The sequence below is a fragment of the Paraburkholderia strydomiana genome (genome assembly GCF_046030495.1).
GTDB lineage: Bacteria > Pseudomonadota > Gammaproteobacteria > Burkholderiales > Burkholderiaceae > Paraburkholderia > Paraburkholderia strydomiana_A.
Genome location: NZ_JAQQCJ010000006.1, coordinates 209,110 through 231,176, shown reverse-complemented (window position 1 = coordinate 231,176; position 22,067 = coordinate 209,110). Strand labels below are relative to the sequence as shown.

Genomic DNA, 22,067 nt, shown 5'->3' with positions numbered 1-22,067 from the left:
GGTGCGATGCCGCCATCGCTTAGACCTCATTGCGTTTGTTCGAGCACCACCGGAAAGCGGATATCGAACGCCGTCCCCACGCCCTCGCGGGACACGAAATCGATCTGCCCATTCAACATGCGGCACAACTCCTTGACGATCGAGAGACCCAGGCCCGTGCCTGGAATATCCTCGCCCGCGGCGCGCTCGAATTCGTCGAACACGCGCTCCGCGTCCGAAGCCGCGATGCCCACACCGGTATCGGACACACGAATCGTCCAGTGCTCTGTGCCGGCCATGGCGAACTGCAGTTCGACTTGCCCCGACTTGGTGTACTTGGTCGCGTTGGACAGCAGATTGACCGCGATCTGTTTCAGCTTGAGACGATTGGACGTGACCGTGTGCAACGCCGGGTCGCACGATGCGCGCAAGGTCAGCCCTTTGGCCTCGATCAACGGACGCGTGGACGTGACCAGTTCGTCGTAAAGCTCGCGCGGCTCGACCTGTTCGAGTACGAGCGGCGCGCCGTCGCCGAGCATGACCGCATACTCGACCATCTGATCGACGAGCAGCTTCATGTCGTCGGCCTGCCGGTTCGCGAGCGCCAACGCGGTATCGGCCTTCGATGGCGCTCGCGCGATCAGTTGCAGTGCGATGGAAAACGCATTGAGGAAATTACGCAGGTCGTGCACCACGCTGCGCGTGATCTGCATCCGCGATTCGTGCAGCTCGCCCACCAGCCGCTGTTTCAGTATCAACTCGTGGTTCGCGCGTTCGAGTTGGCCGGTGTATTCGTCGATCTTGCGGTCACGCTCGCTGACTACTTCCTTGATCGACGTGTACGACACCATGCTGAACGCTTCGGTGATCAGCCGCCGCGCGCGGTTTTCATGACGGCGCGTGAACGTGCTGTCCTGTTGCGCGAACGCTTCGAGCGCCTCGTCGAGCACCTGATGGAAGAGGTCGAGTTCGCGCACGAGCTCCTCGATCCGGTAGCCCTGGCGCCACCGCACGTTGCCGTGCTTTTTCGCGTTGCGTTCGATCGATGTTTCGACGCGCTCCAGATCTTCGCTATCGAGCGCCGCGCAGAGTCCTTCCAGAATCTCCGGCAGATGATCGGCGAGTTGCTGGTACGTGAGCTTGTCGGCTTCAACGAGATCGAGGTCGCTCGCCACGGCGTTCATCCATTGCTCGGTGAGCCGGAGTCGCTCCGAGCGGACGAAGTCGGCGAAATTGCGCAGCGGGCTCACGCGGGTGTCGGTCATGACTGGAACGCAGGGGTGAAGTTTCTACAATGCGCAAAGGCTCAAATCACTGCGGACATATCGGTTGCGGGCACATCGCCGCACTTTGGAGAAACAAGCTGTCCGCTGGAGTGATTGAGAGACCCGACCAGCAGGCGCTGTGCTCACCTGGACTTGCCACGCGCCGTTCAAGCCAGTCATCCGGTTCATTATCACCGCATTCTCCATGAGCGGAACATTTGTTGCGGCGCCATCCGCAGACGAGCAAGACAATCAACCCGGCGATCCTGATGCACTCAATCCTGTTGGTGGACGACGAGCCGGAAATCCTCGCGGCGTGGCGCCTGATTCTCGAACGTGAAGGTTATGAGGTGGGTTGCGCGAGCAACGGCGCCGAGGCGATGGCGCGCTCGGCAGCGCACGTTCCCGACCTGGTTATCACCGACTGGACGATGCCGGTCATGGACGGCGCAGAATTGTGCCGGCGTCTGCGGGCGCTGCCGGGATTCGCCAATGTGCCCATCGTCGTTCATACCGCGGTCCCGCCGCTCGAAGCCGACGGGAAGAACTGGGACGTGTGCGTGCGCAAGCCGGTCGGCGCGGAGCGCTTTCTGGCGATGGTCGCGCAACTGTGCAAGCGCACGCGTTGAGATGCCGGGCGCGCGCGGCTCAATCCGTCTGACCACCCGCATTGCCCGCCTTCACGAAATCGACGAACGCGCGTAACGGCGCCGGCATGTGGCGGCCGCCGGGATAGTAGAGAAAGGGCCCCGAAAAGCGCTGCCACCACGGCTCCAGAATGGGCTCCAGCGCGCCGCTGTCGAGTGGCGCACGCAGCATGTCTTCGAACAGATGGATCACGCCGACGCCTGCCACCGCGCAACTGACCGCAAGATCGATCGCTGCGCCTGGCCGCACGATCAGGGGTCCAGACGGATTCAATTGCAGCACTTCGCCGTCGCGCTCGAAGTACCAGGTCGGTGTGGCGCCGCCGGCAAATTGGCCGCGCAAGCACGCATGCGAGAGCAACTCGCGCGGATGCTCGGGGCGTCCGTGTGCGTCGAGATAGGCCGGGGCCGCGGCTGTCGCGAAGCGCTGCACGCGTGGTCCGATCGGGATCGCGATCATGTCCTGTTCGAGGCGTTCGTCATAGCGAATGCCGGCGTCGCAGCCGATCGACAGCACGTCGACGAAGCCGTCCTCGACCACGACTTCGACGCGGATATCCGGGTACTGCTTCAGGAAGGATGCGATGACGTTCGGCAGGACGATGCGCGCCGTGCTCGACGGCACGTTCAGTTTGAGCGTGCCGGTCGGCGTGTCCCTGAAGCCGTTGAGGACATCCAGCGCCGCTTCCATTTCGCCGAACAGCGGCGTCAGCTTTTCGATCAGGCGCAGCCCGGCCTCCGTCGGCGCGACGCTGCGCGTGGTGCGGTTCAGGAGACGCAGCTCGAGTTTGCTCTCCAGGCGGCGCACGGCGATGCTCAGACTCGATGCGGACACGCCGGCGCTGCGCGCCGCGTCGCGAAAGCCGCCCGCCCGGGCGACGGAGACGAAGGCGGCCAGGTCGTTCAATTCCATTGCGATTGTTCACATTTTTAAACAACCCGTACACGTTAGACCTGTTTATTTAACAACGCAATCCCGGCGATACTGCCGTTCATCCACTCATCAAGGAGCGCGTCATGTCGAATGTCAGTTTCACGGATAGCTTTTCGCTTGCCGGCCGCACGGTGCGGCGCATGGGGTACGGGGCGATGCAGCTTGCCGGCCCAGGCGTGTTCGGGCCGCCGAAAGATCGCGCCACGGCGCTCGCGGTGCTGCGCGAGGCGGTGGCCTCGGGTGTGAACCACATCGATACGAGCGACTTTTACGGGCCGCACGTTACCAACCAGCTGATTCGCGAAGCCCTGCATCCGTACCCGGACGATCTCGTGATCGTCACGAAAGTGGGCGCGACGCGTGGCGACGACGGCGCGTGGTTGCCGGCGTTCGAACCCGCGGATATCGAGCGCGGCGTGCACGACAACCTGCGCAACCTCGGCCTCGACGTGCTGGAAGTCGTCAACATGCGCATCATGGGCAGCGTGCACGCGCCCTCCGAAGGCTCGATCGAAAAGCCGGTGACGGCGCTCGCCGAGCTTCAGCAGCGCGGGCTCGTGCGTCATATCGGGTTGAGCAATGTGACCGCCGCGCAAATCGACGAGGCGCGGCGCATTGCGGAGGTGGTCTGCGTGCAGAACCACTACAACCTCGTGCATCGCGACGACGACGCCTTGATCGACGAGCTCGCCGACAAGGGCATCGCTTACGTGCCGTTCTTTCCGCTTGGCGGATTTACGCCGATCCAGTCGTCGGCGCTATCGGACATCGCGCAGACGCTCGGCGCGACGCCGATGCAGGTGGCGCTCGCGTGGCTGTTGCGTCGGGCACCTAACATTCTGCTGATCCCTGGTACGTCTTCGCCTGGGCATTTGCGCGAGAACCTGGCGGCGCGCCTGAATCTGAGCGGTGACGTGCTCGCCCAGCTGAATGCGATCGGCAGCGCCAAAGGCTAAGCGTCGTCACACCGACCCCGCGATGTGCTCCCGCAACCATTGATGCGCCGGGTCTCGATGCGAACGCTCATGCCAGAGCATCGCCATCTCGTAGCCCGGCACGTCGACGGGCGGCTCGACCATGCGCAGCGCGCCGCAGTCGCGCGCGAGCCGCGCGGGCAGCATGCCGACGAGGTCGGTGCTCGCCAGCACCGACAGCATGAACAGGAAATGCGGCACCGAAAGCGCCACTTTGCGGGTGAGTCCCGCTTTCGCGAGCACTTCGTCGGTGACGCCGACAAAGCCGCCGCCCACCGGCGACACGATCACATGGTCGAGCTTGCAGAACTGCGCGAGCGTCGGCCGGCGCTTGAGCCGCGGATGATCCGCGCGGCCCGCCAGCACATAGCGCTCCGCAAATAGCACACGCCGGCGCAATCCTTCGGGCGAGCCTTCGCTCGTGTGAAAGGCCAGATCGATCTCGCCGCGTTCGGCCTGTTTCGCGATGCGCAGCGGCGCCGCTTCGACGACGGCGAGGCGCGTGCCCGGCGCCGCCGCGCGCATGCCGGCCAGCGCGGGCAGGATGATCGTCGACTCCGCGTAATCGCTCGCGGCGACGCGCCACGTGTGGGTGGCCACCGCCGGATCGAACGGGCTCGCCGGGGCGACCGCGCGTTCGAGCGCTTCTAGCGCCTCGCGCAGCGGTTCGCGCAAGGCCTCGGCGCGCGCGGTGGGCCGCATGCCGCGCGGCCCGGGCAGCAGCAGCGGATCGCCGAACACGTCCCGCAGTTTGGCCAGATGCACGCTGACCGACGGCTGCGAGAAGTTCAGGCGTTCGGCCGCGCGCGTCACGTTGTGCTCCGACAGAAGCACATCGAGCGTGACGAGCAGGTTGAGGTCGAGTGTTCGTAGATTAACCATCGCAATACCAGATATATTGGGAATTCATTTCCAGTATATCGGAGCGGAATCTATCGTGATGTCATTCAATCACGAAAGAGAGCACGGTCATGAAAGTTCTGCTTGTTTACGCGCACCCTGAACCGAAATCGTTGAACGGGTCGCTCAAGGATTTTGCAGTCAAGCGGCTCGAAGACGCGGGCCACGTCGTGCAGGTTTCCGACCTGTACGCGATGCAGTGGAAAGCCTCGCTCGATGCGCACGACAGCATCGAGCGGCAAGCCAGCGAGCGCTTCTATCCGTCCCGCGAGTCGAAGCATGCGTTCGAGAATGGCCTGCAGAGCGAGGACATCGTCCGCGAGCAGGAGAAGCTGATGTGGGCGGACGCGGTGATCCTGCAATTTCCGCTCTGGTGGTTCTCGATGCCGGCCATCCTCAAGGGCTGGGTGGAGCGCGTCTATGCATACGGCCTTGCGTACGGCGTCGGCGAGCACTCCGACGCGCGCTGGGGCGAGCGTTATGGCGAGGGCAGGTTCGCCGGCAAGCGCGCCATGCTGGTGGTCACGACGGGCGGCTGGGAGTCGCACTACAGTGCGCGCGGCATCAATGGTCCGATGGACGACGTGCTGTTCCCGATCCAGCACGGCGTCCTGTATTACCCCGGTTTCGACGTGTTGCCGCCGTTCGTGGTTTATCGCACGAGCAGAATCGACGAGGCGAACTATGCCGAGGTTCGCGAAGCATTGGGCCAAAGACTCGACGATCTCTGGACCACCCAGCCGATACCGTTCCGGCAGCAGAACGGCGGCGCGTATGCGATTCCTGAACTGACGCTGAGCGACGATCTGGCGCCGGATCGGGTCGGCTTCGCCGCGCATGTCGAATAGGCCGGGCAGGCAGGGCGAACGTTCGCTCCTCCCTGCGCGTGAGCGTGTGCGGGCTTCTCTCTGAAGGGATCGTAGGTTGCGCTGAAATTTGGTTGTAAGTCGCTATTGCTAGAGTCGTCGACGCAAGCAGGCCGCCGCATGCCGGGTAGTGTTCTTCGGACACCTAGACAGGGAGAGCGACACCGTGAATCCAGTTCGTGCGTTCTGGCTCATTCTGACGCTGCTCGTCACGGCGCCCGCATGGGCTTATGAGTCGCGGGTCGTCACCATTCCCAGCGCGGCGATGCACGAGTCGTTCGAGGCGACGGTGGTGCTGCCCGATCAATATGCGCAAGGCAATACGGCCAATCGCTTTCCCGTCGTCTACCTGTTGCACGGTTCCGGCGGCGACTACACCGACTGGGCTACGAATTCGCCCATCGGCAAGCTGGCCGACCGCTATCACGTGATTCTAGTGATGCCAGACGGCGGTCATGAAAGCTGGTACATCGACAGTCCGGTCAATCCGCGCAGCCGTTACGAGACCTACGTGGGCACGGAAGTGGTGGCTTACGTCGACGCGCACTTCCGCACCATTGCGACGAAAGAGGCGCGCGCGATTACCGGCCTGAGCATGGGCGGATTCGGCGCGCTGCATATCGCGCTGGGCCGGCCGGATGAATTCGGCGCCGCAGGCAGCATCAGCGGCGCAGTGGACCCGCGCGGCTCCGAGGACGAACCCGGCATCGAGCAGGTATTCGGCGACCCGGCCCGCGATGCGGGCTTCTGGAACAGCGAGGCGATCGTCGAGAATGCGCGCAGTTTCGACGACGCGCATATCGCGCTGACGATCGACTGCGGCGTGAACGATTCGCTGGTGCAGTCGAATCGCATGCTGCACGAGCGGCTCGTCGAACTCGGCGTGCCGCATGACTACGCCGAGCGGCCCGGCGGCCACACCTGGGCGTACTGGTCAAACGCGGTGCAGTATCAGGTGCTGTTCTTCGCCAGCGCGTTCAGGCACGCGCGCATGGCTGGCACCGCGGCAGGCAACCTCACCAGCGCCGCGAGCTGAACGCGCGAATTCGAATACCGCGCCGCGGCCTTCAGTCGATGCCGTGAAACACCGCGTCATCCGGGCCGAGATACGCGGGCGGGCGCCACGCGGCGTCGCGCATCGAATGCTGAACCAGCTTTTCGACGCCCAGCAGCACCGCGAAAATCGCCATCCGCACCGGAATGCCGTTGTCGGTCTGCCGGAAAATCGCCAGCCGCGCGTCGTGGTTCAGATCCACGCTCAGGTCGTTCGCGCCGGGCCGGCTGTCGCGCGGCAGCGGGTGCATGATCAGCGTGTCGGCGCCGCATACGCTGTCCACCAGCGCCTGATTGATCTGGAAATCGGGCGTGTAGCCTTCGAACGATTCGTCGGTGAAGCGCTCTTTCTGGATGCGCGTCGCGTACACCACGTCGGCGCCGCGCAAGCCGTTGGCGAGGTCGTGAGTCTGCTCGATCACGTGGCCGTTGCGCGAAATCTGCTCGATGATGTAGCCGGGCATTTCGAGCATCGGCGGCGAAATCAGCGTGAATTTGATGCCGCGGTACAGCGCCAGCAGTTTCACCAGCGAATGCACGGTGCGCCCGTACTTCAGGTCGCCGACCAGCGCGATATGCGCGCCGTCGACGATTTTCCCCAGACGCGAAAACTCCCGCTGGATCGTGTAGAGATCGAGCAGCGCCTGGCTCGGATGCTCGCCGGGGCCGTCGCCGCCGTTGATCACCGGCACGTTGGTCGCGCGCGCGAATTCGGCCACCGAGCCTTGCTCCGGATGGCGGATCACCAGCGCGTCCACGTAGCCGCTCATCACGCGGCTCGTGTCGTAGATCGACTCGCCCTTGGCCATCGACGAAAACGTGAAGCCGGTGGTATCGCACACCGAGCCGCCCAGCCGGCAGAAGGCCGCGCCGAAGCTCACGCGGGTGCGCGTGCTGGCTTCGAAGAACAGATTGCCGAGCACCGCGCCTTCGAGGACGCGGGAGATTTTCCGGCGCCGCGCGATGGGCTGCATGATGTCTGCCACCCGGAACAGCGCCTCCACCGAGTCGCGCGAGAACTGATCGACCGACAACAGTTGGGGCCGGCCTTCGAACAGCATCTGGCTGGCAAGCGATTGTGAATCTACGCTCTGCGTATATTTTTCGCCGGGGTCGCCGTGCACCACGATCTCCGACACGAAGCGCTCGACGATCTCCGGCATGGCCCGCGATTCCTGCGAGTCGTCCGGCAGAAGCCACGTGTCGAGCGCCCGGCGCGAAACACCGATGCGGCTTGCGAACGTGTCGCGCGTCATGTTCAGGCGGCGCATCGCGTCGCGTAGGAAGGCTTGTTGCGGGACGCTCATGGAGGCACCTGTCGGGGAAGGGAGTGGTGGCGGATGTACGCGGTGCGTATATTAGTTGGCCTGCAGGAGAAGTCAAGCGCTTTTCGAGATGGCTTTGCCAGACGGCGCCGCAGCCGGTTACACTGCGGTTCATGCACTCCGGCCCCACGTTCCGACTCCGCCTGTCGACCCTCGCACACGACGCTTTCACTAGCGTGGCGGGGATGCGCGCGGACGAGTTGCGCGTTCGCAGCAGCGCGAACCGCCCGAATGTTGGCGCCAAAGCCAAAAAACAGCCGCTCATCTGACCGGAGCACGCTGTTCCGTCGTCAGATGTGCGACGGAATAGCCGGTCACCGCCCGCCTGCGGCCTGTCCTGAATGTTTCCCTCGTACCGCTGAACGGAATCGATACGGTCGCGTCATCGAGGTAGAAACATGTCTGATTTTTCGGGTATCTGGATTCCGCTCATTACGCCGTTCGCCGACGGCGCCGTCGATCACGCCGCGTTGCGCGCGCTGGTGCGCCGCTATGCCGGTGCGGGCGTCGCCGGGCTGGTCGCGCTCGGCACGACCGGCGAGCCCGCCGCGCTCGATGCCGCCGAGCAGGACGCCGTGCTGGCAACGATTCTCGACGCCGCGCAAGCCGTGGCTCGTGGTGCGGACGGTGCGCGGGCGTTGCCGGTGGTGGTCGGCGTATCGGGCAATCACACGGCGAGCATGCGCGAGCGCATCCAGCAACTCAACACGCTACCGATCGCCGGCGTGCTGATTGCCGCGCCGTATTACATCCGGCCGTCGCAAGCGGGGATCGTCGGTCATTTCACCGCACTCGCCGATGCAAGCGACAAGCCGGTCGTGCTCTACGACATTCCGTACCGGACCGGTGTGCGGCTCGAACTCGATACGTTGCTGACGCTCGCCGCGCATCCGCGGATTCAGGCCGTGAAGGATTGCGCCGGTTCGCTCGACACCACGCTCGCGCTGATTCGCGACGGCCGCCTGCAGGTGCTCGCCGGCGAGGACATCGCGATCTTCAACACCGTTTGTCTGGGCGGCAGCGGCGCGATCGCGGCGTCCGCGCATCTGCGGCCGGAGCGCTTCGTCGCGCTGTATCGCGCGCTGACGGCGAGCCGGCTCGACGAAGGGCGACGCATTTTTCACGATCTCGTGCCGCTGATCCAGGCGGCGTTCGCCGAGCCGAATCCGGCGCCCGTGAAGGCGCTGCTCGCCGCGCAAGGGCTGATCCGCAACGAACTGCGCATGCCGATGACGCGCGCGAGCGATGTGCTCGCCGCGCGGCTCGAAGCGCTGGACGGACCCTGTGCAATTGAACAGGATGCCGAACGATTGACCTGATCGGATCGTCGCGCGGCACGGGCGAAAGGACGGTCATCGCGACGCATCCAGGCACGGCTTGCAAGCGGTGTTTGGCATCTCTAATCACCGCTCTGTATTTGAGATAAAGCTTGGCGTAGCCAGGCGATAATCGGCGCCCTTCTGGTCCTTTATTGCCGCCGGCCTGTGTCCGGCCCATGCCGAATGCTGCCATTCCTGTTTGCCAATTTCCTGTCCCGTGCCTTCATGCGCCGTCTGCCGGGCGCGAGTGACGCACCGATGTCCCGCGGCATGCGCCGCGACTCGCTTGCACGGTTTCGTGCCGCTTGCGCTTCGTGCGCGGGGAGCCCGTGATGGCTTCCGTATTCAGCGCCGGTAGTCAGCTTTCCAGCGGCTCGGTCCGCTTCGTCACGCGCCGCACGGCGTTGTCGGTCGCGGTGGGGGCGGCTTGCGGCGCGGCGGCGCTGGCGCTCGCCGCGGGCGTCGCGATTGGCATGCACTGGGATGCGCATGAGGCGTCCGGTGCTCAGGCTGCAAGCCGCGTCGAACACGATTACGCGATCGATCAACTCGGCAAGCTCAGCGCGTCGGTTGCGCAGATGGAGCCGCGTATGGCGCGGCTGACCACACAGGTCGGCGCCTTGCGCGATTTCGAAGCCCGTCTGAATACGCCGCGGCCCGCGCCGCGCGCATTGGCTTCGCCCGTTCCGTTGGCGCCGGCGTCCGACGCGGAGTTGTCCGCCACCGACGGCGAGGGCGGCCCCGCGCTGTCGCCGCGGCCCTGCAGCGAAATCGTGCCGTCTGCACACGGATCTGCCGACGCCGAACGCACGCGCCGGCAGCTCGATTGCATCGCTGAGACGCTGTCGGCGCTCGAACAGCAAACCGCCGATCACGAACTCGCCTACGCGGCTTTCCCGGGGCGCATGCCGGCCGACGGCGCGCGCTTCGGTTCGCCGTTCGGCAACCGCAGCGATCCGTTCACGCATCGTTTGAGTTTTCATCCGGGCATCGATCTGGTCGCTAAAACCGGCACGCCGATCATGGCGGCGGCGGGCGGCCGCGTGGTGTTCGCCGGCGAGAAAGCGGGCTATGGCAACGCGGTCGAAATCGATCATGGCAACGGACTCATGACGCGTTACGGGCACGCGTCGCGAATCGTCGCGCATGTGGGCGACCTGGTGCTACCGCGTCAGCACATTGCCGACGTCGGCTCGACCGGACGCTCGACGGGCCCGCATCTGCATTTCGAAGTGCTGGTCAACGGCGCGCCGGTCAATCCGGTCGACTACCTCGCGCTATTCGCGCCGGCGCCTCATGGCTGAGCGCTGGGACGGCCGACGGGTTGACCGCGTCGCGCTCGCACTGAGCGGGCGCACCTACACGCTGCGGCCGGCGCGATCGCTGGCTCGGCGCGTGGCAATGTGGGCCGGGGCGTGTGCGTTCAGCGCGGCGCTCGGCGCGGCGGCGCTGGCCGGCTGGGACGCACGGCGCGCCGGCATGCCGCCGGCCCGGTGCGCGCCCGCATCCGTCGACGAAGGGCAACAGCAGACCGAACTGGCCCGCGCGCGGCTTGCGCTGGCGCAGGAGTCGGCGGCTCGCGCGGCGGTGCAGAAGTCGGCCGACAGCGCCGCCGCCGACGTCGCGCGGCTCAATGTCGAGTTGCAGTTTCTGCGGGGGCAGAGCAAGACGCAGACGGCGCGGCGGTGAGTGGGGGCGCAGAGCGCAAACCCGCCCCCGTTGCCCGGACAGCATCACGCGACGAACATTCTTATTCCGAGGAAACCGTTATGTTCAGCAAGAAAAAAAGCGCGGGCATCGAACAGACCAAGCTCGCCACCCTGATCGCCCACGACGTGCGGATCACGGGCGACCTGCAGTTCAGCGAGGGCCTGCGCATGGATGGCCACGTGAGAGGCAACGTCAGCGGCGCGCCCGGCGCCCAGACGCTGCTGGTGCTGAGCGAGCGTGGCTCGATCGAGGGCAACGTGCACGGCTACGACGTGGTGGTCAACGGCAGGATCGTCGGCGATCTGATCGCGGATCACTTCGTCGAGTTGCAGGGCAATGCGCACGTGACCGGCAACATCTACTACCAGCAACTGCGGATGGACTGCGGCGCGTCGGTCGATGGCAAGCTCACCAAGCGGGAAGCCGCGCAGGCCGCGCAGGCGCCGCCGCTCCTGGTCTCGCTGGACGAGTCCATGCGCGACGAGCGCAGGGAACGCCAGGCCGGCTAGGCGGGCTCACCGCGCGTCAAATGGTCAAACGGCGCCGGGCATCGAGGGAGCGTGCGGCACGGCATCGTGGTGGCCGCGGACGTCGCCGCGCGGCATGAGCGCATCGTGCTGTGCGCGCACGGCGCGGCTCGTCGCGAGGCGTGCGCACGCGCCGCGATCGAGCGTGGCGAGCATGTCGCGCTCGACGCTCAGCCGTTTGAACGCCTGTGCGATCAACCCGCTCAGCGGTTCAACAACCGGCACGCTCACACCGCCAGCATCCTGCCTCTGAGCAGTTCGCCGAAATCGTCGGCGCTGACGGGCTTGCCGAGCAGAAAGCCCTGCATCTCGTCGCACATCATCGACCTGAGCATGTCGAGTTGCGATTCGGTCTCGACGCCTTCGGCCACCACGTCCATTTCCAGCGAGTGCGCGAGCGCGATGATCGCCGAGACGATCGCGCTGCCTTCCGGGCCGTGCTCGTCGAGTCCGTTGGTGAAGAAGCGGTCGATCTTCAGTTGCTTCACGCGAAAGCGTTGCAGATAGGCGAGGCTCGAATAGCCGGTGCCGAAATCGTCGATCGCGATCTCGAAACCGCTCGCCTGAAACGCGCGGATCATCTCGATGGTGCGCGGCGCGTCCTGCATCGCCACGGTTTCGGTGATTTCGAACATGATCTGCTCGCACGCGACGCCTTCGGCCTTGACGATCTCGAGCATGGTCGCGATCAGATCTGGCTGCAGGAGCTGGCGCGGCGAAAGATTGATCGCGACTTTCATTGGCGGCAGGCCCTGGTCGATCCAGCCGCGAATCCGCCGGCAAGTTTCGCGCACGACCCAGTAGCCGATCTGGACGATCTGGCCCGAGCGCTCGGCGACCGGAATGAATTCGAGCGGCGTCAGTTCGCCAAGCTGCGGATCATGCAGCCGGATTAGCGCTTCGGCGCCGGCCAGCGAGTCGCCGCCGCCGTGAAACTTCGGCTGGAAGTGCACCGAGAAATGGCCGGCGGCAAGTCCGTCGTGCAGTGCGTTCTGAATCTGCAGCGTGCGCACGGCTGCCTCGTTCATGCTGCGCTCGAAGAAGCGATAGGTGCTGCGGCCCGCGCGCTTGGCTTCGTACATGGCTGCGTCCGCGTGCTTCAGCAGCGTTTCGACGGAGTCGCCGTCGGGCGGATAGAGTGCGAGACCGATGCTCGGCATCACCTGCAGCGGCTGCGAATCGGTCCACGTGCCGCGGCGCATCCGTTCAAGCACGCCTTCGGCCAGCGCGCTCGCGTCTTCACGCGAGCCGAGGTTTTCCGCCAGCACGACGAATTCGTCACCGCCGAGGCGCGCGACGGTGTCGTTCGCGCGCACGCATTGCTGCAGGCGTTGCGCGAACGCGGACAGCACGGCGTCGCCGGCCGAGTGGCCGAGCGAGTCGTTGATGGTCTTGAAGCCGTCCAGATCCATGAAGAGGATCGCGAACAGCGAACGCTGACGGTGCGCGTTGGTCAGCGCGAGTTCGATGCGCTCGGTCAGCGTGCTGCGGTTCGGTAGTCCGGTCAGGGTGTCGAGCGTGGCGAGGCGCACGATCTGCCCGTTCAGTCTCGACACCGCGCCGGTGAGGAAGGTGGCGCGCGCGCCGAAACGCGACAGCATCAGCGTGACGATCAGGATTGCGAACGTGAGCAGGATCACCGAGGTGGCGAGCCAGGCGGCATCCACGCCTTTGGCCGCGCCGCATAGGGCGCCGGGCGCAAAGCCGGCGGCGGCCATGCCCGCGTAGTGCATGCCGCTGATCGCGACGCCCATCACCAGCGCCGCGGCGAAACGTTTGCGCACGACGTGGCGTTGTTCGTCGTCACTGAGTACGCGCGCCATCCACAGGGCCGCGCTCGACGCGCCAATCGCGATCACCAGCGACCCCGCGAACCATGCCGGCTGATAACGGATGCCCGGCGTCATCTGCAGCGCCGCCATGCCCGTGTAATGCATACCGGCGATGCCCAGCCCCATCAGCACGCCGCCCGCCAGCAGGCGGGCAGGCGTCAGCCGCACCTGGGTCGTCATGCACAGGGCAAGGTACGACGCGCCGATCGCCAGCCCGAGCGAGAAGGCGGTGGTCGCGGCGTCGTAGCCGAGCGGGATAGGCAGTGAAAAAGCGAGCATCGCGATGAAATGCATCGACCAGATGCCGACGCCGAGCGCCGCCGCGCCGCCCGCGCGCCAGGCGTGCCGCAGCGGCGCCGACGCCAGCAGGAAAATGCGGCCGGTCAGATCGAGCGCTGTGTACGACGCCAGCGTCGCGACCACGAACGAGATGGCCACGAGCCAAAAATTGTATGAACTCTGCATGTTGGGTCCAACCGCCGGTAGGAATGCGGCTGGACATGTTATCGGCAATTTGCGGTTTTTATTTAGCGCATTTCCAATCCGCTGGCCGTCGAGTCTGGGGGCAGCGTGGCAGGGGAGCGACACGGGTCAACGGGCGGACGGTATTCGCGACCCGGAACCCGCCGGCTGCCCCAAGCCGACGAAGGACCTGTCGAATAGGGATGGACGATCGATAACCGGGTATCGGATGGCATCTGTGGCCGCAAGAGGCGCTGCCATTGACCACGCATGGCAATGCGTTGAAGGCACGTTTGCGGGATGGTGTCCGGCTGGATCCGGCGGCCGGGTTAGTGTCACTTCCCGGTTGCCGCCAGATCCTCCTCCAGAAACCGCAGAATTGCCTCCGTCAGTGCTTCGCGGGGGTACGCGTTCTGCGTGACGAACAGCGCGCCGATCGTGGCATGAGATCGGGCAATCGGCACCGCCAAAGCCCAGTGATCGGCATTGATGTAGCCGAGCAACGCGCTGCCGGGTACGACCTGATCGTAGAAGATCACCTGGCTGTCGTTACGTGTATCGATTCGCGCGAGCTTCTCGTAACTCGATTCGAGTATCGACGATATCCGCTGCGGCTCCGGGAACGTCACGAGCGAGTAGTACCGCACCTCGCCCGGAAGCGGATTCTGCGCGAGCCACGCCTTGCGTGTCGCGGGGCGCAGGCTCTCGACGGCGCCGCCGTCTCCCGAGGTGCAGGTCGCGCCCGGAAAGTGCCGCAGCAGATCAGCCTGATACTGCTGCGCGTCGTTGGCGAGCGGCGAGCCGCCGACCGCCCCAGCCGCACTGACGACGGCCGCCACGCGGCTGCGGATCTCCGGATAGGCAACGACGGCTTCGAGGATGTCCGGCGCCCCCTTCGAGTAACCGATCAGCACGAGCCGCGCGGGTCCGTCCGGCGGTGGCATCGCCATGATGGCATCGCGTATCTGTCGTGCATTGTGAGCGGAGCTCGATAAGCCGTCGACCTCGAGCATGAAGCCGTCGTATCCGGATTGCCGCAGTTGGGTCGTAACGGTGCCGGGGGCGTTCAGCCACGGTTTGAAGCAGTCGTAGCCGATGCCGGCGACGACCGCCGCAACGAGGTGCCGCGTGGACTGGCCCAGCGCGACCGGCGCGCCGGTGCCGGCCGGTTCGGTGCCGACGCGTGTGAGTGCGCTTTCGCAAGGGCGGTAATCGGGAAGCGCTGCGCCGTGCGCTTCGAGCACCGCGCAGTAGATTTCACGAAACCGCGCCCGCTTGTCCTCTACGCCTGCATAGGACGCCGGAACGAGTATCAGGGGCGGCGTGTCGGTCGAGTAGGGAACGAGCGGCTTCGTCGCGCACGCTGCGAGCGCCACGCAGGAGGCCAAGGCAGCGAGCCCTGCCCGGCGATTGGCCCATGCACGCGCCCGCATGAGCGTGCGCAGCGCGACGCGGCCACGCCGCGCGCAGAGCGGGCTATTTTCCGGCATCGCCGTTCTCCTCGTGCGCGGCGGGCTCACGCTGGTCCAGGTAGGGCACCCAGTCGAGAATCGTCACGTTCGTGAAACTGAGCGGGCGCGTCGCGAAGAACATCACGGCACGCAGTCCGTCAGTGTGATAACGCGCCCCGTCTAGCGAGGTGCGCGAGCCTACCTGCGGGGATGAGCCTACGCCGTACACGAAGCCGAGCTTATCCAGACCACCCGAATACATCATGTCCTGAATCAGAAAGTTTCTCGCTTCGTCGACGTCCTCATGGAGCGTGCCGCCGTCCGTGTCGTTGTGTGCGAAGCGGCCGCGGACAGGCCGCCCGACCTGCACCAGATAAACCGGCGTGCCGTTAAAGCGCATGGGTGTGAGCCACGCGCGCAACGACGTGGACGGCGCGCCCGTCTGCGCTTCCTTGCGCAGGACGACGTCGGGCGGGCGCCCGAACACCCATTGCGCGAGGTCGTTCTTCCGCATGTCGCGACGGTAGCTGCGACGCACCAGGGCCGCCCCGATGTCACCCAGCGTGCCGATTGCGACCGCGTTCAACGGATCGGCTGCCGCCGCCGCGTGCTCGCCGCTCGCGCAGCACGGCAACCGTTCGAGCGCGGCACGCAAGGAAGCCAGGTCGTGATAGTCGGTGATCTCGGCTTCCGGGTACAGGAACGGCGTTAGTACGAGACGCGGGTCGACGACGTCGTCCGGGATCGGCAGAAACAGCGAGAAGGGGATCAACGTCCTGTCGCCGAGCAGATCGATATTGACGAGTTTGATCTGCCGGTCCGGGTTGGTGAACAGAATCCCCGTGCGGGTTTCGCCGGGTGGAACGGGATTTCTGAAGCCGAGCCGGTTCAGATGGCTGTCGATGTCCGCATTCGTCGCGCCGCCCAACAGCGTGTGCATGGACCAGGCGACTTCGAGCGGAGAGAAGTAGTTGGGATCGGTGCCGGAATGGAGCAACCATAAGGGCTGCGAAGTGTGGTTCTCCACTTCGACCCACAGCGGCTGGACGTTGTGCTTGTTGAGATCGGCGCCGAACATGCGCTTGCTGTCATCCGATCCCAACACGGCCACGCTGACGCGCGTATTCCGCTTCGACTCGTTCACCGCGCGCTCGCGCAGCGGCGCATCGTCGATACTGGCCGGCGCCGTCCACGTCGTGCAGCCCGCGAGAACGAACGCGAGGATGACGCAGCCCACGGCCTGCTTGCATGCCCGACGCAGAGAACGCGAGTCACTCATCGTTTCTCTCCCGGCGGCAGCGTGTTGAGCTTCGCGTCGGACTCCCACGGCAGGAATTCGATTCCCGATAGCGCGGTCGGTTGCTGGTCGAAGATGAGTACCTGGCGATAGCCGTCGGTGAAATACGGATCGGTGGTGAGGTTCTCGCTCGGTGCGCCTGGCGGCGCGGCGCCCACCCCCTTGACGAAGCCGATCTTCTGGAGGTTCTGCGAATAGGCCATGTCTTCCGTCAACGCGGTGCGCGCCTCGTCGACGTCCGGGTCGATCTTGTGCGTGGTGAACGTCGGCGAATGAAACGTGAGACGCACGCCGATATCCCGGCTGATCTGGCCGACCCAAACGGGCTTGTCGTGATAGCGCATCGGGCTCAGCCAGAGTCGCAGGTGATTGCGCTGGTGAATGGTGTCGCGCGCTTTCTGCAAGGCCAGGTCCTGGGCGCGGCCGAACAGGTAAAGATCGCTGACGGGCGCATTGACGTAACGGTCGCCGGACAGCGCGGAGGTCACCGTCTTCATGATCGCGCCGGACCATTTCTGTTCCGTCGGACTCCAGCCGCGGCGGACCAGTGCGGGAAACGCGTCGTTCAGCCCACCCACGATGACGAGGTTGATCGGATCGCCGTTCTTCGAACCGCTTTCGTTAGTTGTGCAACAGGGCAGCGCTTCGAGTGCGGCGCGAAACGCGTCGTCATCCGTGTAGTTGACGATTTTTTCCGGCGGATAGATATCGCGCCGAAAAACCTCGCTGACGTGGTAGTCGGCGTAGAAGCCGGGCACGACCATCAGGAATGAGAAGGTGCGTGCCCGTTCGCTCGCCACGAGGTCCAACTGCACGAGCTTCGCGCCCTCGCTGAGGTTGGTCAGCACGTAGCCCGAGACGGTTTGCCCGGGCCGGACCGGATTACGGAAAGCGAGCGCGCGAAAGCGCCGTTCGAGTTCGGCTTTGCCGCCAGGCCCATTGCTCTCGCCGAATGCCTCGGCGGCTTCGGAAGCCGGGAAGAAATTTGGGTCGAGGCCCGGCGACATCAGGAAATAGCTGGCCGTGTCGTTGTCCTGCACCTCGACCCAGACTGGCTGAATGCCCTTTGCGGCGAGCGGCACGCCGTACACCTCAGCGCTTTCCTGCGCCGACAGGACCGACGCGGAAACGCGCACGCCACCTTCGTCACGATTCACGGCGCGGCTCTTATAGCTGCGTTCCCCTGCGCTCTGCAGCGTGGCGGCCCCGCAACCGCACAATGCGAAGGCGATGACCACTGCAGCCAGCCGTCGATTCACGATGCGGTCCATCGCGTAACCTTTGTGCCCCGAGCCAGGACGGCATTCCTGTCGATGGGCCGATATCAATCGAGCTTGACGGCAAATGCAGGCCGTTCCGTGTCGTACCTTCCACGCTATGCGAGTGGAATTATAGTGTGCGGCTTCGAGCGCGCCATGGTTAAAAACCGCCACGATCGAGGCCTTCAATCGTCATACGGCGCGACGCTCGCACGTATAAGACCAAAGGCCGATTTACGCATCGGCCGATAGCCGTCATTGTGCTGGGATCGGCAGCCGCATCCGGCTGGAGAGGGTTCAGAGGCGCGCGTTACTTTCATTGACGGCATGCTCGACAAGCAACTGCCGCCCATCTTGCTGCGGGTCACGCTCGAAAGGCTGCCGCTGCGGCGTACCCCAAGGCCCATCGCGCGGCTCGTTCAGGTTCGATAACTGCCAGTCGGCACTGAAAAGTGCCTGTAGTGAGGGCATGTCATGAAATGTTCGAGCGATGCGAATCGTTCGAGGCCAGAGCACGTGCTCCCGGAACGTAGCATCACACCGATAGAAACGCGGATCCAAGTGAGGGATGAAAAAATGAAATCGTTACCACTTCTCGTCGTGACTGCCGCCACCTTGACCGCCTGTGCGAACGCACCGATGCCGCCGAACGCACAAACGGTCGGCGAAAGTCAGCAGCCGGTCTCCGCCGTCTGGCAATGCATCGCTCAGAAATGGGCGAACCGGTCGCAACAGCAGGTCATATCGCAGGTCATCGTGGCGAACAATCAGGCGATGGACGTCTATGTGCCGGGGCAGCAGCCTCCGAGTGGCGCCGCCGCCCTCGTGCGGCCTTCGTGGTCGGGCAACAGCAAGACATGGGTTGGCTTTCGTCCAGGGGCCGGCGGCGGTGATGCCAGTGGTGGCGCGGCCGACATCAACTCCTGTCTTTAAGCCGGCCACGCCCGCAGTCCTTCTGACAACGCGGGCCTTCGTGCGCAACGAGGCCGGCGCGGTCAGAAGCGTCCGGCGACGTAGCGGAACGGTCGTCGGATGGGCTCGGCACACGAGCGCCGGCTTTCGCTCGCGACTCTGACTGATTCCCGCTATCGGAAGACAGGTCGCGCCATCAGGACACTGCTTGCCGAATATGTCGAGTGCCACGGCGCCGCGACCGGCATCAAGCTCGACAGGAACAGCGATTTGCAGCAGCCGGCATCGGACCGACTGGCGATCACGCCGTCCACGGCGACCATCGCATCCAATCTTTATCCATCGAGGAGCGACAGATGACTACGGCCAGCGACAAGATCACACCTTATGACGAGTTCAACTATCCGATTCCCGAGGACGAATTTCCCAAGGACGGCATGTCCGCGCGCGCGGCCGCCGCTGTCGTCATCAGCGCCGAGTGGACCGACGCGAACCCGATGCTGAACATGTCGTCGTTCGTGACCACCTGGGCTGAACCGGAGGCCGCGGAGACCGCCAGGCGCAACATATTCAAGAACTACATCGACCACGACATGTATCCGCAGGTGTTTGCGATGGAAACGCGGATGGTCAAGTGGCTGCATCAGCTATGGAACGGGCCGAAAGGCGTGGAGCCGTACGGCACGGCGACGGTAGGTTCGTCGGAGGCGTGCATGCTTGCCGGTCTCGCGCACAAGTGGAACTGGCGCAAGAAAAGGGAAGCGGAAGGAAAAGACACGAGCAGGCCGAATATGGTCACCGGCGGCAACGTGCAGATCGTGTGGAAAAAGTTTCTGCGCTACTTCGACGTCGAACCGCGCATCGTGCCGCTGAGTCCCGGCAACTACCGGCTGACGGCGGAACAGCTCGACAAGTACGTCGACGAAAATACCATCGCCGTCGTGGCCATCGCGGGGCAGACCTTCACCGGCGAGGACGACGATATCCAGGGCATTCACGACTGGCTCGACGACTACGAGAAGCGCACCGGCATTTCGATTCCGATGCACATCGACGGCGCGTCGGGGGGATTCGTCAATCCTTTCCTTTACCCCGACTACAAATGGGACTTCCGGCTGCCGCGCGTGCTGTCCATCAATGCGTCGGGGCATAAATACGGCCTCGTGCCTCCTGGCCTCGGCTGGATCATTTTCCGCGAACGCAAGGTGTTCAACGAGGAACTGGTTTTCTACGTCAATTACCTGGGCGGCGAAATGCCGACCGCGACGTTGAATTTCAGCCGTAACGCGTTCCAGGTGGCGGTGCAGTACTACATGTTCATTCGCCAGGGCTTTGAGGGCTATCGGAGAGTCATGCAGCACACGTTGGACAATGCCATTGCGTTGCGGGGCATTCTCGTGGATAGCGGCTATTTCACCGTCATGAACGACGCGCAGCGCATCCCGGTGGTCGCGGTGACGCTCGACAAGAAAGTAAAAAATTTCAACGAGTTCGATGTGTCGAACAAGGTGCGCGAGAAAGGCTGGGTGCTAGCGGCTTACTCGATGCCGCCCAATGCCGAGGAAGTGACGAGCCTGCGGGTCGTGGTGCGGCCGCACATCAACCGGAACGTGGCGGAACTGCTCGCCGCGGACATCGTCAATGCGTGCAAATTTCTCGAAACGCATGGCGGAAACGCGACGCCTCCCGAGCTGCACACGCATGCGTCGGGACCCGCGGCGCCGGCCAAGTGTTGAGGATACCGATCGAGGCGCAGCCGTAACCGCTATGGCTGCGCGGAAACGGGGTGGGGCAGGGTGGCGTGATGTTACCGGAATCTGTCAATTGCGCCACTGGTCGATCGTGCGTGAGAACGGGACAATCCTTCGTGACACTACACGCAAAAGGAGCTTTAAATGTCCCCGGTCTCAGCCATTCCTGCTGCCGATAGCGCTGCCGCGCTCGATCATTTCAGCACGTTGCTGTCATTCGAAACGGATTGCGCCGACGTCCACGCGGCACTGGCCAGCAACGATCCGCTTTCGATCGATTTCGTATTGCTGGACGTGCGTGGCGCTGCGCTTTTCGCCGGCGGCCATGTGCCTCGCGCCGTGAACCTGCCGCACGGCAAGATCGTGGCATCGAAGCTCGTCGACTATCCGCCCGATACGCTGTTCGTCACGTACTGCGCGGGCCCTCACTGCAACGGCGCAACGCGTGCCGCGATCAATCTCGCTCGACTCGGCCGCCCGGTCAAGGTCATGACCGGTGGCATCACCGGCTGGCTCGATGAGGGCTTACCGTTGGCCGTTGCCCGTAGCGAGTGAGCGGCGGCGCGAGGCCGCTCCGTCTTTGAAGCACGTTGGTGGCGGCCGGTGCGTCTTGAAGGGGAGCCGCATCACGCTGCCAGCGTTTTCTTTCGAGACGCCCCGCACTGCACCATGCGCCGCAGCTATGCCCCCGGCGCAACCGACGCGCCAACGATCCCATGCCGCTCCAGCGACTCGGCCACGAATCCCGACGCCTTCATTGCCTCGACAAACTGACTCAGAACGTTCGCCGCCGCGGCGCCGCGACTTTTAGGCGTGCCCATCGCCTGCTGGATCACCATGAATCGTTCGTCGAGCAAGCGCAGCCCGGAGACTTTTAGCGCATCGGCTTCGAGTTGTTGCTTGACGCCGGCAGCCACTTCGAGATTCTGTTCAAGGAACGTTTGCACGACAGTCGGCGACGTGGGTGCGCGAACGATTTGCGCCGCCTTCAGTTCGCGCGTGAGGAACAGGTCGTAAGCGCTGCCCTTGCCGACGGCGACCCGGTTGTGCGCCTGGTCGACGTCCTGATTCGTTCTGACGGGCGAGTCGTCGCGCACGAGATAGAAGCCCTCGATCAACACGTACGGCGCCGTGAAAGCGATGGTCTCGCCGCGCAATGGATCGACGGCGAAGAAACCAAAATCGGCGCGCTCCTCGCTCAGGGCCTGCACCGATTTGCCTGCGGCATCGAAAACCACCAGTTCCAGTTCGACGCCGAGCTTCGCGGCAAACGCCCGCGCAAGGTCGACCGACACGCCGAACGGCTCGCCGGATTCGGGATGTCTGTTGGCAAGAATCGGATTGCCGAGATTGATCGACGCGCGCAGCTTGCCGGTGGGCGAGAAGGCGGCGACAACGGACGGTTCGATGTTCATGGCGGCTCTCGTCGCGACCGCGTTTTGCACGCGGTCTCAAGGTTCAGGAATTCGTCGATGCGCGACAGCATATCGGTTCCCCCGCCCATGTGGCGGGCTTGCTGCCGCCTCCTCGGGCCATAACCTTTCTGTTACGCTGACATGATTCTTACGACAATGATGAAAAAACTCAGGTAGCGAAAGAATTTA

21 protein-coding genes are annotated in these 22,067 nt (G+C 64.5%); 11 read left to right on the top strand and 10 right to left on the bottom strand.

Going from position 1 to position 22,067, the window contains the following annotated elements; all coding sequences use genetic code 11:
* Nucleotides 1–26 precede the first annotated feature (26 nt).
* Nucleotides 27–1,244, bottom strand: coding sequence for a sensor histidine kinase (locus PQQ53_RS10955; RefSeq protein ID WP_408324068.1), 1,218 nt, complete (start codon nt 1,242–1,244; stop codon nt 27–29).
* Nucleotides 1,245–1,513: 269 nt separating this feature from the next.
* Between PQQ53_RS10955 and PQQ53_RS10950 the strand changes: the two genes are divergently transcribed.
* Nucleotides 1,514–1,873, top strand: coding sequence for a response regulator (locus tag PQQ53_RS10950; protein WP_408142766.1), 360 nt, complete (start codon nt 1,514–1,516; stop codon nt 1,871–1,873).
* 19 nt (nt 1,874–1,892) lie between these two features.
* Here PQQ53_RS10950 and PQQ53_RS10945 read toward each other — a convergent pair whose 3' ends face one another.
* Nucleotides 1,893–2,804: a LysR family transcriptional regulator gene (locus PQQ53_RS10945; protein WP_408153150.1), complete on the bottom strand. Its 912-nt coding sequence runs from the start codon at nt 2,802–2,804 to the stop codon at nt 1,893–1,895.
* A 104-nt stretch (nt 2,805–2,908) separates the two neighbouring features.
* Here PQQ53_RS10945 and PQQ53_RS10940 point away from each other — a divergent pair, with 104 nt between their 5' ends.
* Complete coding sequence (locus PQQ53_RS10940; protein WP_408324066.1) at nt 2,909–3,781, top strand: aldo/keto reductase family oxidoreductase; 873 nt, start codon at nt 2,909–2,911, stop codon at nt 3,779–3,781.
* A 6-nt stretch (nt 3,782–3,787) separates the two neighbouring features.
* Here the strand turns inward: PQQ53_RS10940 and PQQ53_RS10935 are convergent, their stop codons facing one another.
* Entirely contained in the window at nt 3,788–4,681 is an 894-nt protein-coding gene (locus PQQ53_RS10935; RefSeq protein ID WP_408324064.1) for a LysR family transcriptional regulator, read from the bottom strand.
* Nucleotides 4,682–4,770: 89 nt separating this feature from the next.
* On the opposite strand from PQQ53_RS10935, the gene PQQ53_RS10930 reads away from it, so the two are divergent.
* Both PQQ53_RS10930 and PQQ53_RS10925 read left to right on the top strand, forming a co-directional pair.
* Nucleotides 4,771–5,547: an NAD(P)H-dependent oxidoreductase gene (locus PQQ53_RS10930; protein WP_408324062.1), complete on the top strand. Its 777-nt coding sequence runs from the start codon at nt 4,771–4,773 to the stop codon at nt 5,545–5,547.
* A gap of 184 nt (nt 5,548–5,731) precedes the next feature.
* Nucleotides 5,732–6,601, top strand: coding sequence for an alpha/beta hydrolase (locus tag PQQ53_RS10925; RefSeq protein ID WP_408142758.1), 870 nt, complete (start codon nt 5,732–5,734; stop codon nt 6,599–6,601).
* A gap of 31 nt (nt 6,602–6,632) precedes the next feature.
* Here PQQ53_RS10925 and PQQ53_RS10920 read toward each other — a convergent pair whose 3' ends face one another.
* A complete protein-coding gene (locus PQQ53_RS10920; RefSeq protein ID WP_408142756.1) occupies nt 6,633–7,925 on the bottom strand; it encodes an aspartate carbamoyltransferase in 1,293 nt (430 codons plus the stop codon).
* A gap of 416 nt (nt 7,926–8,341) precedes the next feature.
* On the opposite strand from PQQ53_RS10920, the gene dapA reads away from it, so the two are divergent.
* From dapA to PQQ53_RS10900, 4 genes are all read left to right on the top strand, one after another.
* On the top strand, nt 8,342–9,262 hold the full coding sequence (dapA, locus tag PQQ53_RS10915; RefSeq protein WP_408324060.1) for a 4-hydroxy-tetrahydrodipicolinate synthase: 921 nt from the start codon (nt 8,342–8,344) through the stop codon (nt 9,260–9,262).
* 332 nt (nt 9,263–9,594) lie between these two features.
* Complete coding sequence (locus PQQ53_RS10910; RefSeq protein WP_408153145.1) at nt 9,595–10,566, top strand: M23 family metallopeptidase; 972 nt, start codon at nt 9,595–9,597, stop codon at nt 10,564–10,566.
* Nucleotides 10,559–10,951, top strand: coding sequence for a hypothetical protein (locus PQQ53_RS10905; RefSeq protein ID WP_408153144.1), 393 nt, complete (start codon nt 10,559–10,561; stop codon nt 10,949–10,951). The genes PQQ53_RS10910 and PQQ53_RS10905 overlap by 8 nt, the downstream gene beginning before the upstream one ends.
* A gap of 80 nt (nt 10,952–11,031) precedes the next feature.
* The gene (locus PQQ53_RS10900; RefSeq protein WP_408324059.1) at nt 11,032–11,481 is read left to right on the top strand and encodes a bactofilin family protein; all 450 of its coding nucleotides are present in this window, start codon (nt 11,032–11,034) and stop codon (nt 11,479–11,481) included.
* Nucleotides 11,482–11,505: 24 nt separating this feature from the next.
* Here the strand turns inward: PQQ53_RS10900 and PQQ53_RS10895 are convergent, their stop codons facing one another.
* From PQQ53_RS10895 to PQQ53_RS10875, 5 genes are all read right to left on the bottom strand, one after another.
* A complete protein-coding gene (locus PQQ53_RS10895) occupies nt 11,506–11,724 on the bottom strand; it encodes a hypothetical protein (protein ID WP_408324057.1) in 219 nt (72 codons plus the stop codon).
* Nucleotides 11,725–11,726: 2 nt separating this feature from the next.
* The gene (locus tag PQQ53_RS10890) at nt 11,727–13,796 is read right to left on the bottom strand and encodes a putative bifunctional diguanylate cyclase/phosphodiesterase (RefSeq protein ID WP_408324056.1); all 2,070 of its coding nucleotides are present in this window, start codon (nt 13,794–13,796) and stop codon (nt 11,727–11,729) included.
* A gap of 332 nt (nt 13,797–14,128) precedes the next feature.
* A complete protein-coding gene (locus tag PQQ53_RS10885) occupies nt 14,129–15,226 on the bottom strand; it encodes a hypothetical protein (RefSeq protein ID WP_408142885.1) in 1,098 nt (365 codons plus the stop codon).
* A gap of 43 nt (nt 15,227–15,269) precedes the next feature.
* Nucleotides 15,270–16,523 carry an LssY C-terminal domain-containing protein gene (locus tag PQQ53_RS10880; protein WP_408324055.1) on the bottom strand — a complete coding sequence of 418 codons (1,254 nt, stop codon included), beginning with the start codon at nt 16,521–16,523 and terminating at the stop codon, nt 15,270–15,272.
* Nucleotides 16,520–17,812 (bottom strand): LssY C-terminal domain-containing protein, encoded by a 1,293-nt coding sequence (locus tag PQQ53_RS10875; RefSeq protein WP_408324053.1) that lies wholly within the window; start codon nt 17,810–17,812, stop codon nt 16,520–16,522. The genes PQQ53_RS10880 and PQQ53_RS10875 overlap by 4 nt, the downstream gene beginning before the upstream one ends.
* A 564-nt stretch (nt 17,813–18,376) precedes the next feature.
* Between PQQ53_RS10875 and PQQ53_RS10870 the strand changes: the two genes are divergently transcribed.
* From PQQ53_RS10870 to PQQ53_RS10860, 3 genes are all read left to right on the top strand, one after another.
* Nucleotides 18,377–18,733 carry a hypothetical protein gene (locus PQQ53_RS10870; protein WP_408142883.1) on the top strand — a complete coding sequence of 119 codons (357 nt, stop codon included), beginning with the start codon at nt 18,377–18,379 and terminating at the stop codon, nt 18,731–18,733.
* 335 nt (nt 18,734–19,068) lie between these two features.
* Nucleotides 19,069–20,448: a glutamate decarboxylase gene (gene gad / locus PQQ53_RS10865; protein ID WP_408142741.1), complete on the top strand. Its 1,380-nt coding sequence runs from the start codon at nt 19,069–19,071 to the stop codon at nt 20,446–20,448.
* Between the two features lie 159 nt (nt 20,449–20,607).
* Entirely contained in the window at nt 20,608–21,018 is a 411-nt protein-coding gene (locus PQQ53_RS10860) for a rhodanese-like domain-containing protein (protein ID WP_408153139.1), read from the top strand.
* A 125-nt stretch (nt 21,019–21,143) separates the two neighbouring features.
* On the opposite strand, the gene PQQ53_RS10855 is transcribed toward PQQ53_RS10860, so the two are convergent.
* Nucleotides 21,144–21,878 (bottom strand): ABC transporter substrate-binding protein, encoded by a 735-nt coding sequence (locus PQQ53_RS10855; RefSeq protein WP_408153138.1) that lies wholly within the window; start codon nt 21,876–21,878, stop codon nt 21,144–21,146.
* Between the last annotated feature and the right edge of the window lie 189 nt (nt 21,879–22,067).

Bases quoted from the DNA above. Each gene is read 5' to 3' on its own strand.
- PQQ53_RS10860 (WP_408153139.1), top strand. From the start codon at position 20,608: ATGTCCCCGGTCTCAGCCATTCCTGCTGCCGATAGCGCTGCCGCGCTC.
- PQQ53_RS10880 (WP_408324055.1), bottom strand. From the start codon at position 16,523: ATGAGTGACTCGCGTTCTCTGCGTCGGGCATGCAAGCAGGCCGTGGGC.
- PQQ53_RS10950 (WP_408142766.1), top strand. From the start codon at position 1,514: ATGCACTCAATCCTGTTGGTGGACGACGAGCCGGAAATCCTCGCGGCG.
- PQQ53_RS10935 (WP_408324064.1), bottom strand. From the start codon at position 4,681: ATGGTTAATCTACGAACACTCGACCTCAACCTGCTCGTCACGCTCGAT.
- PQQ53_RS10940 (WP_408324066.1), top strand. From the start codon at position 2,909: ATGTCGAATGTCAGTTTCACGGATAGCTTTTCGCTTGCCGGCCGCACG.
- PQQ53_RS10930 (WP_408324062.1), top strand. From the start codon at position 4,771: ATGAAAGTTCTGCTTGTTTACGCGCACCCTGAACCGAAATCGTTGAAC.
- PQQ53_RS10905 (WP_408153144.1), top strand. From the start codon at position 10,559: ATGGCTGAGCGCTGGGACGGCCGACGGGTTGACCGCGTCGCGCTCGCA.
- PQQ53_RS10885 (WP_408142885.1), bottom strand. From the start codon at position 15,226: ATGCGGGCGCGTGCATGGGCCAATCGCCGGGCAGGGCTCGCTGCCTTG.
- PQQ53_RS10870 (WP_408142883.1), top strand. From the start codon at position 18,377: ATGAAATCGTTACCACTTCTCGTCGTGACTGCCGCCACCTTGACCGCC.
- gad (WP_408142741.1), top strand. From the start codon at position 19,069: ATGACTACGGCCAGCGACAAGATCACACCTTATGACGAGTTCAACTAT.
- dapA (WP_408324060.1), top strand. From the start codon at position 8,342: ATGTCTGATTTTTCGGGTATCTGGATTCCGCTCATTACGCCGTTCGCC.
- PQQ53_RS10890 (WP_408324056.1), bottom strand. From the start codon at position 13,796: ATGCAGAGTTCATACAATTTTTGGCTCGTGGCCATCTCGTTCGTGGTC.
- PQQ53_RS10875 (WP_408324053.1), bottom strand. From the start codon at position 17,812: ATGGACCGCATCGTGAATCGACGGCTGGCTGCAGTGGTCATCGCCTTC.
- PQQ53_RS10910 (WP_408153145.1), top strand. From the start codon at position 9,595: ATGGCTTCCGTATTCAGCGCCGGTAGTCAGCTTTCCAGCGGCTCGGTC.
- PQQ53_RS10955 (WP_408324068.1), bottom strand. From the start codon at position 1,244: ATGACCGACACCCGCGTGAGCCCGCTGCGCAATTTCGCCGACTTCGTC.
- PQQ53_RS10855 (WP_408153138.1), bottom strand. From the start codon at position 21,878: ATGAACATCGAACCGTCCGTTGTCGCCGCCTTCTCGCCCACCGGCAAG.
- PQQ53_RS10900 (WP_408324059.1), top strand. From the start codon at position 11,032: ATGTTCAGCAAGAAAAAAAGCGCGGGCATCGAACAGACCAAGCTCGCC.
- PQQ53_RS10945 (WP_408153150.1), bottom strand. From the start codon at position 2,804: ATGGAATTGAACGACCTGGCCGCCTTCGTCTCCGTCGCCCGGGCGGGC.
- PQQ53_RS10920 (WP_408142756.1), bottom strand. From the start codon at position 7,925: ATGAGCGTCCCGCAACAAGCCTTCCTACGCGACGCGATGCGCCGCCTG.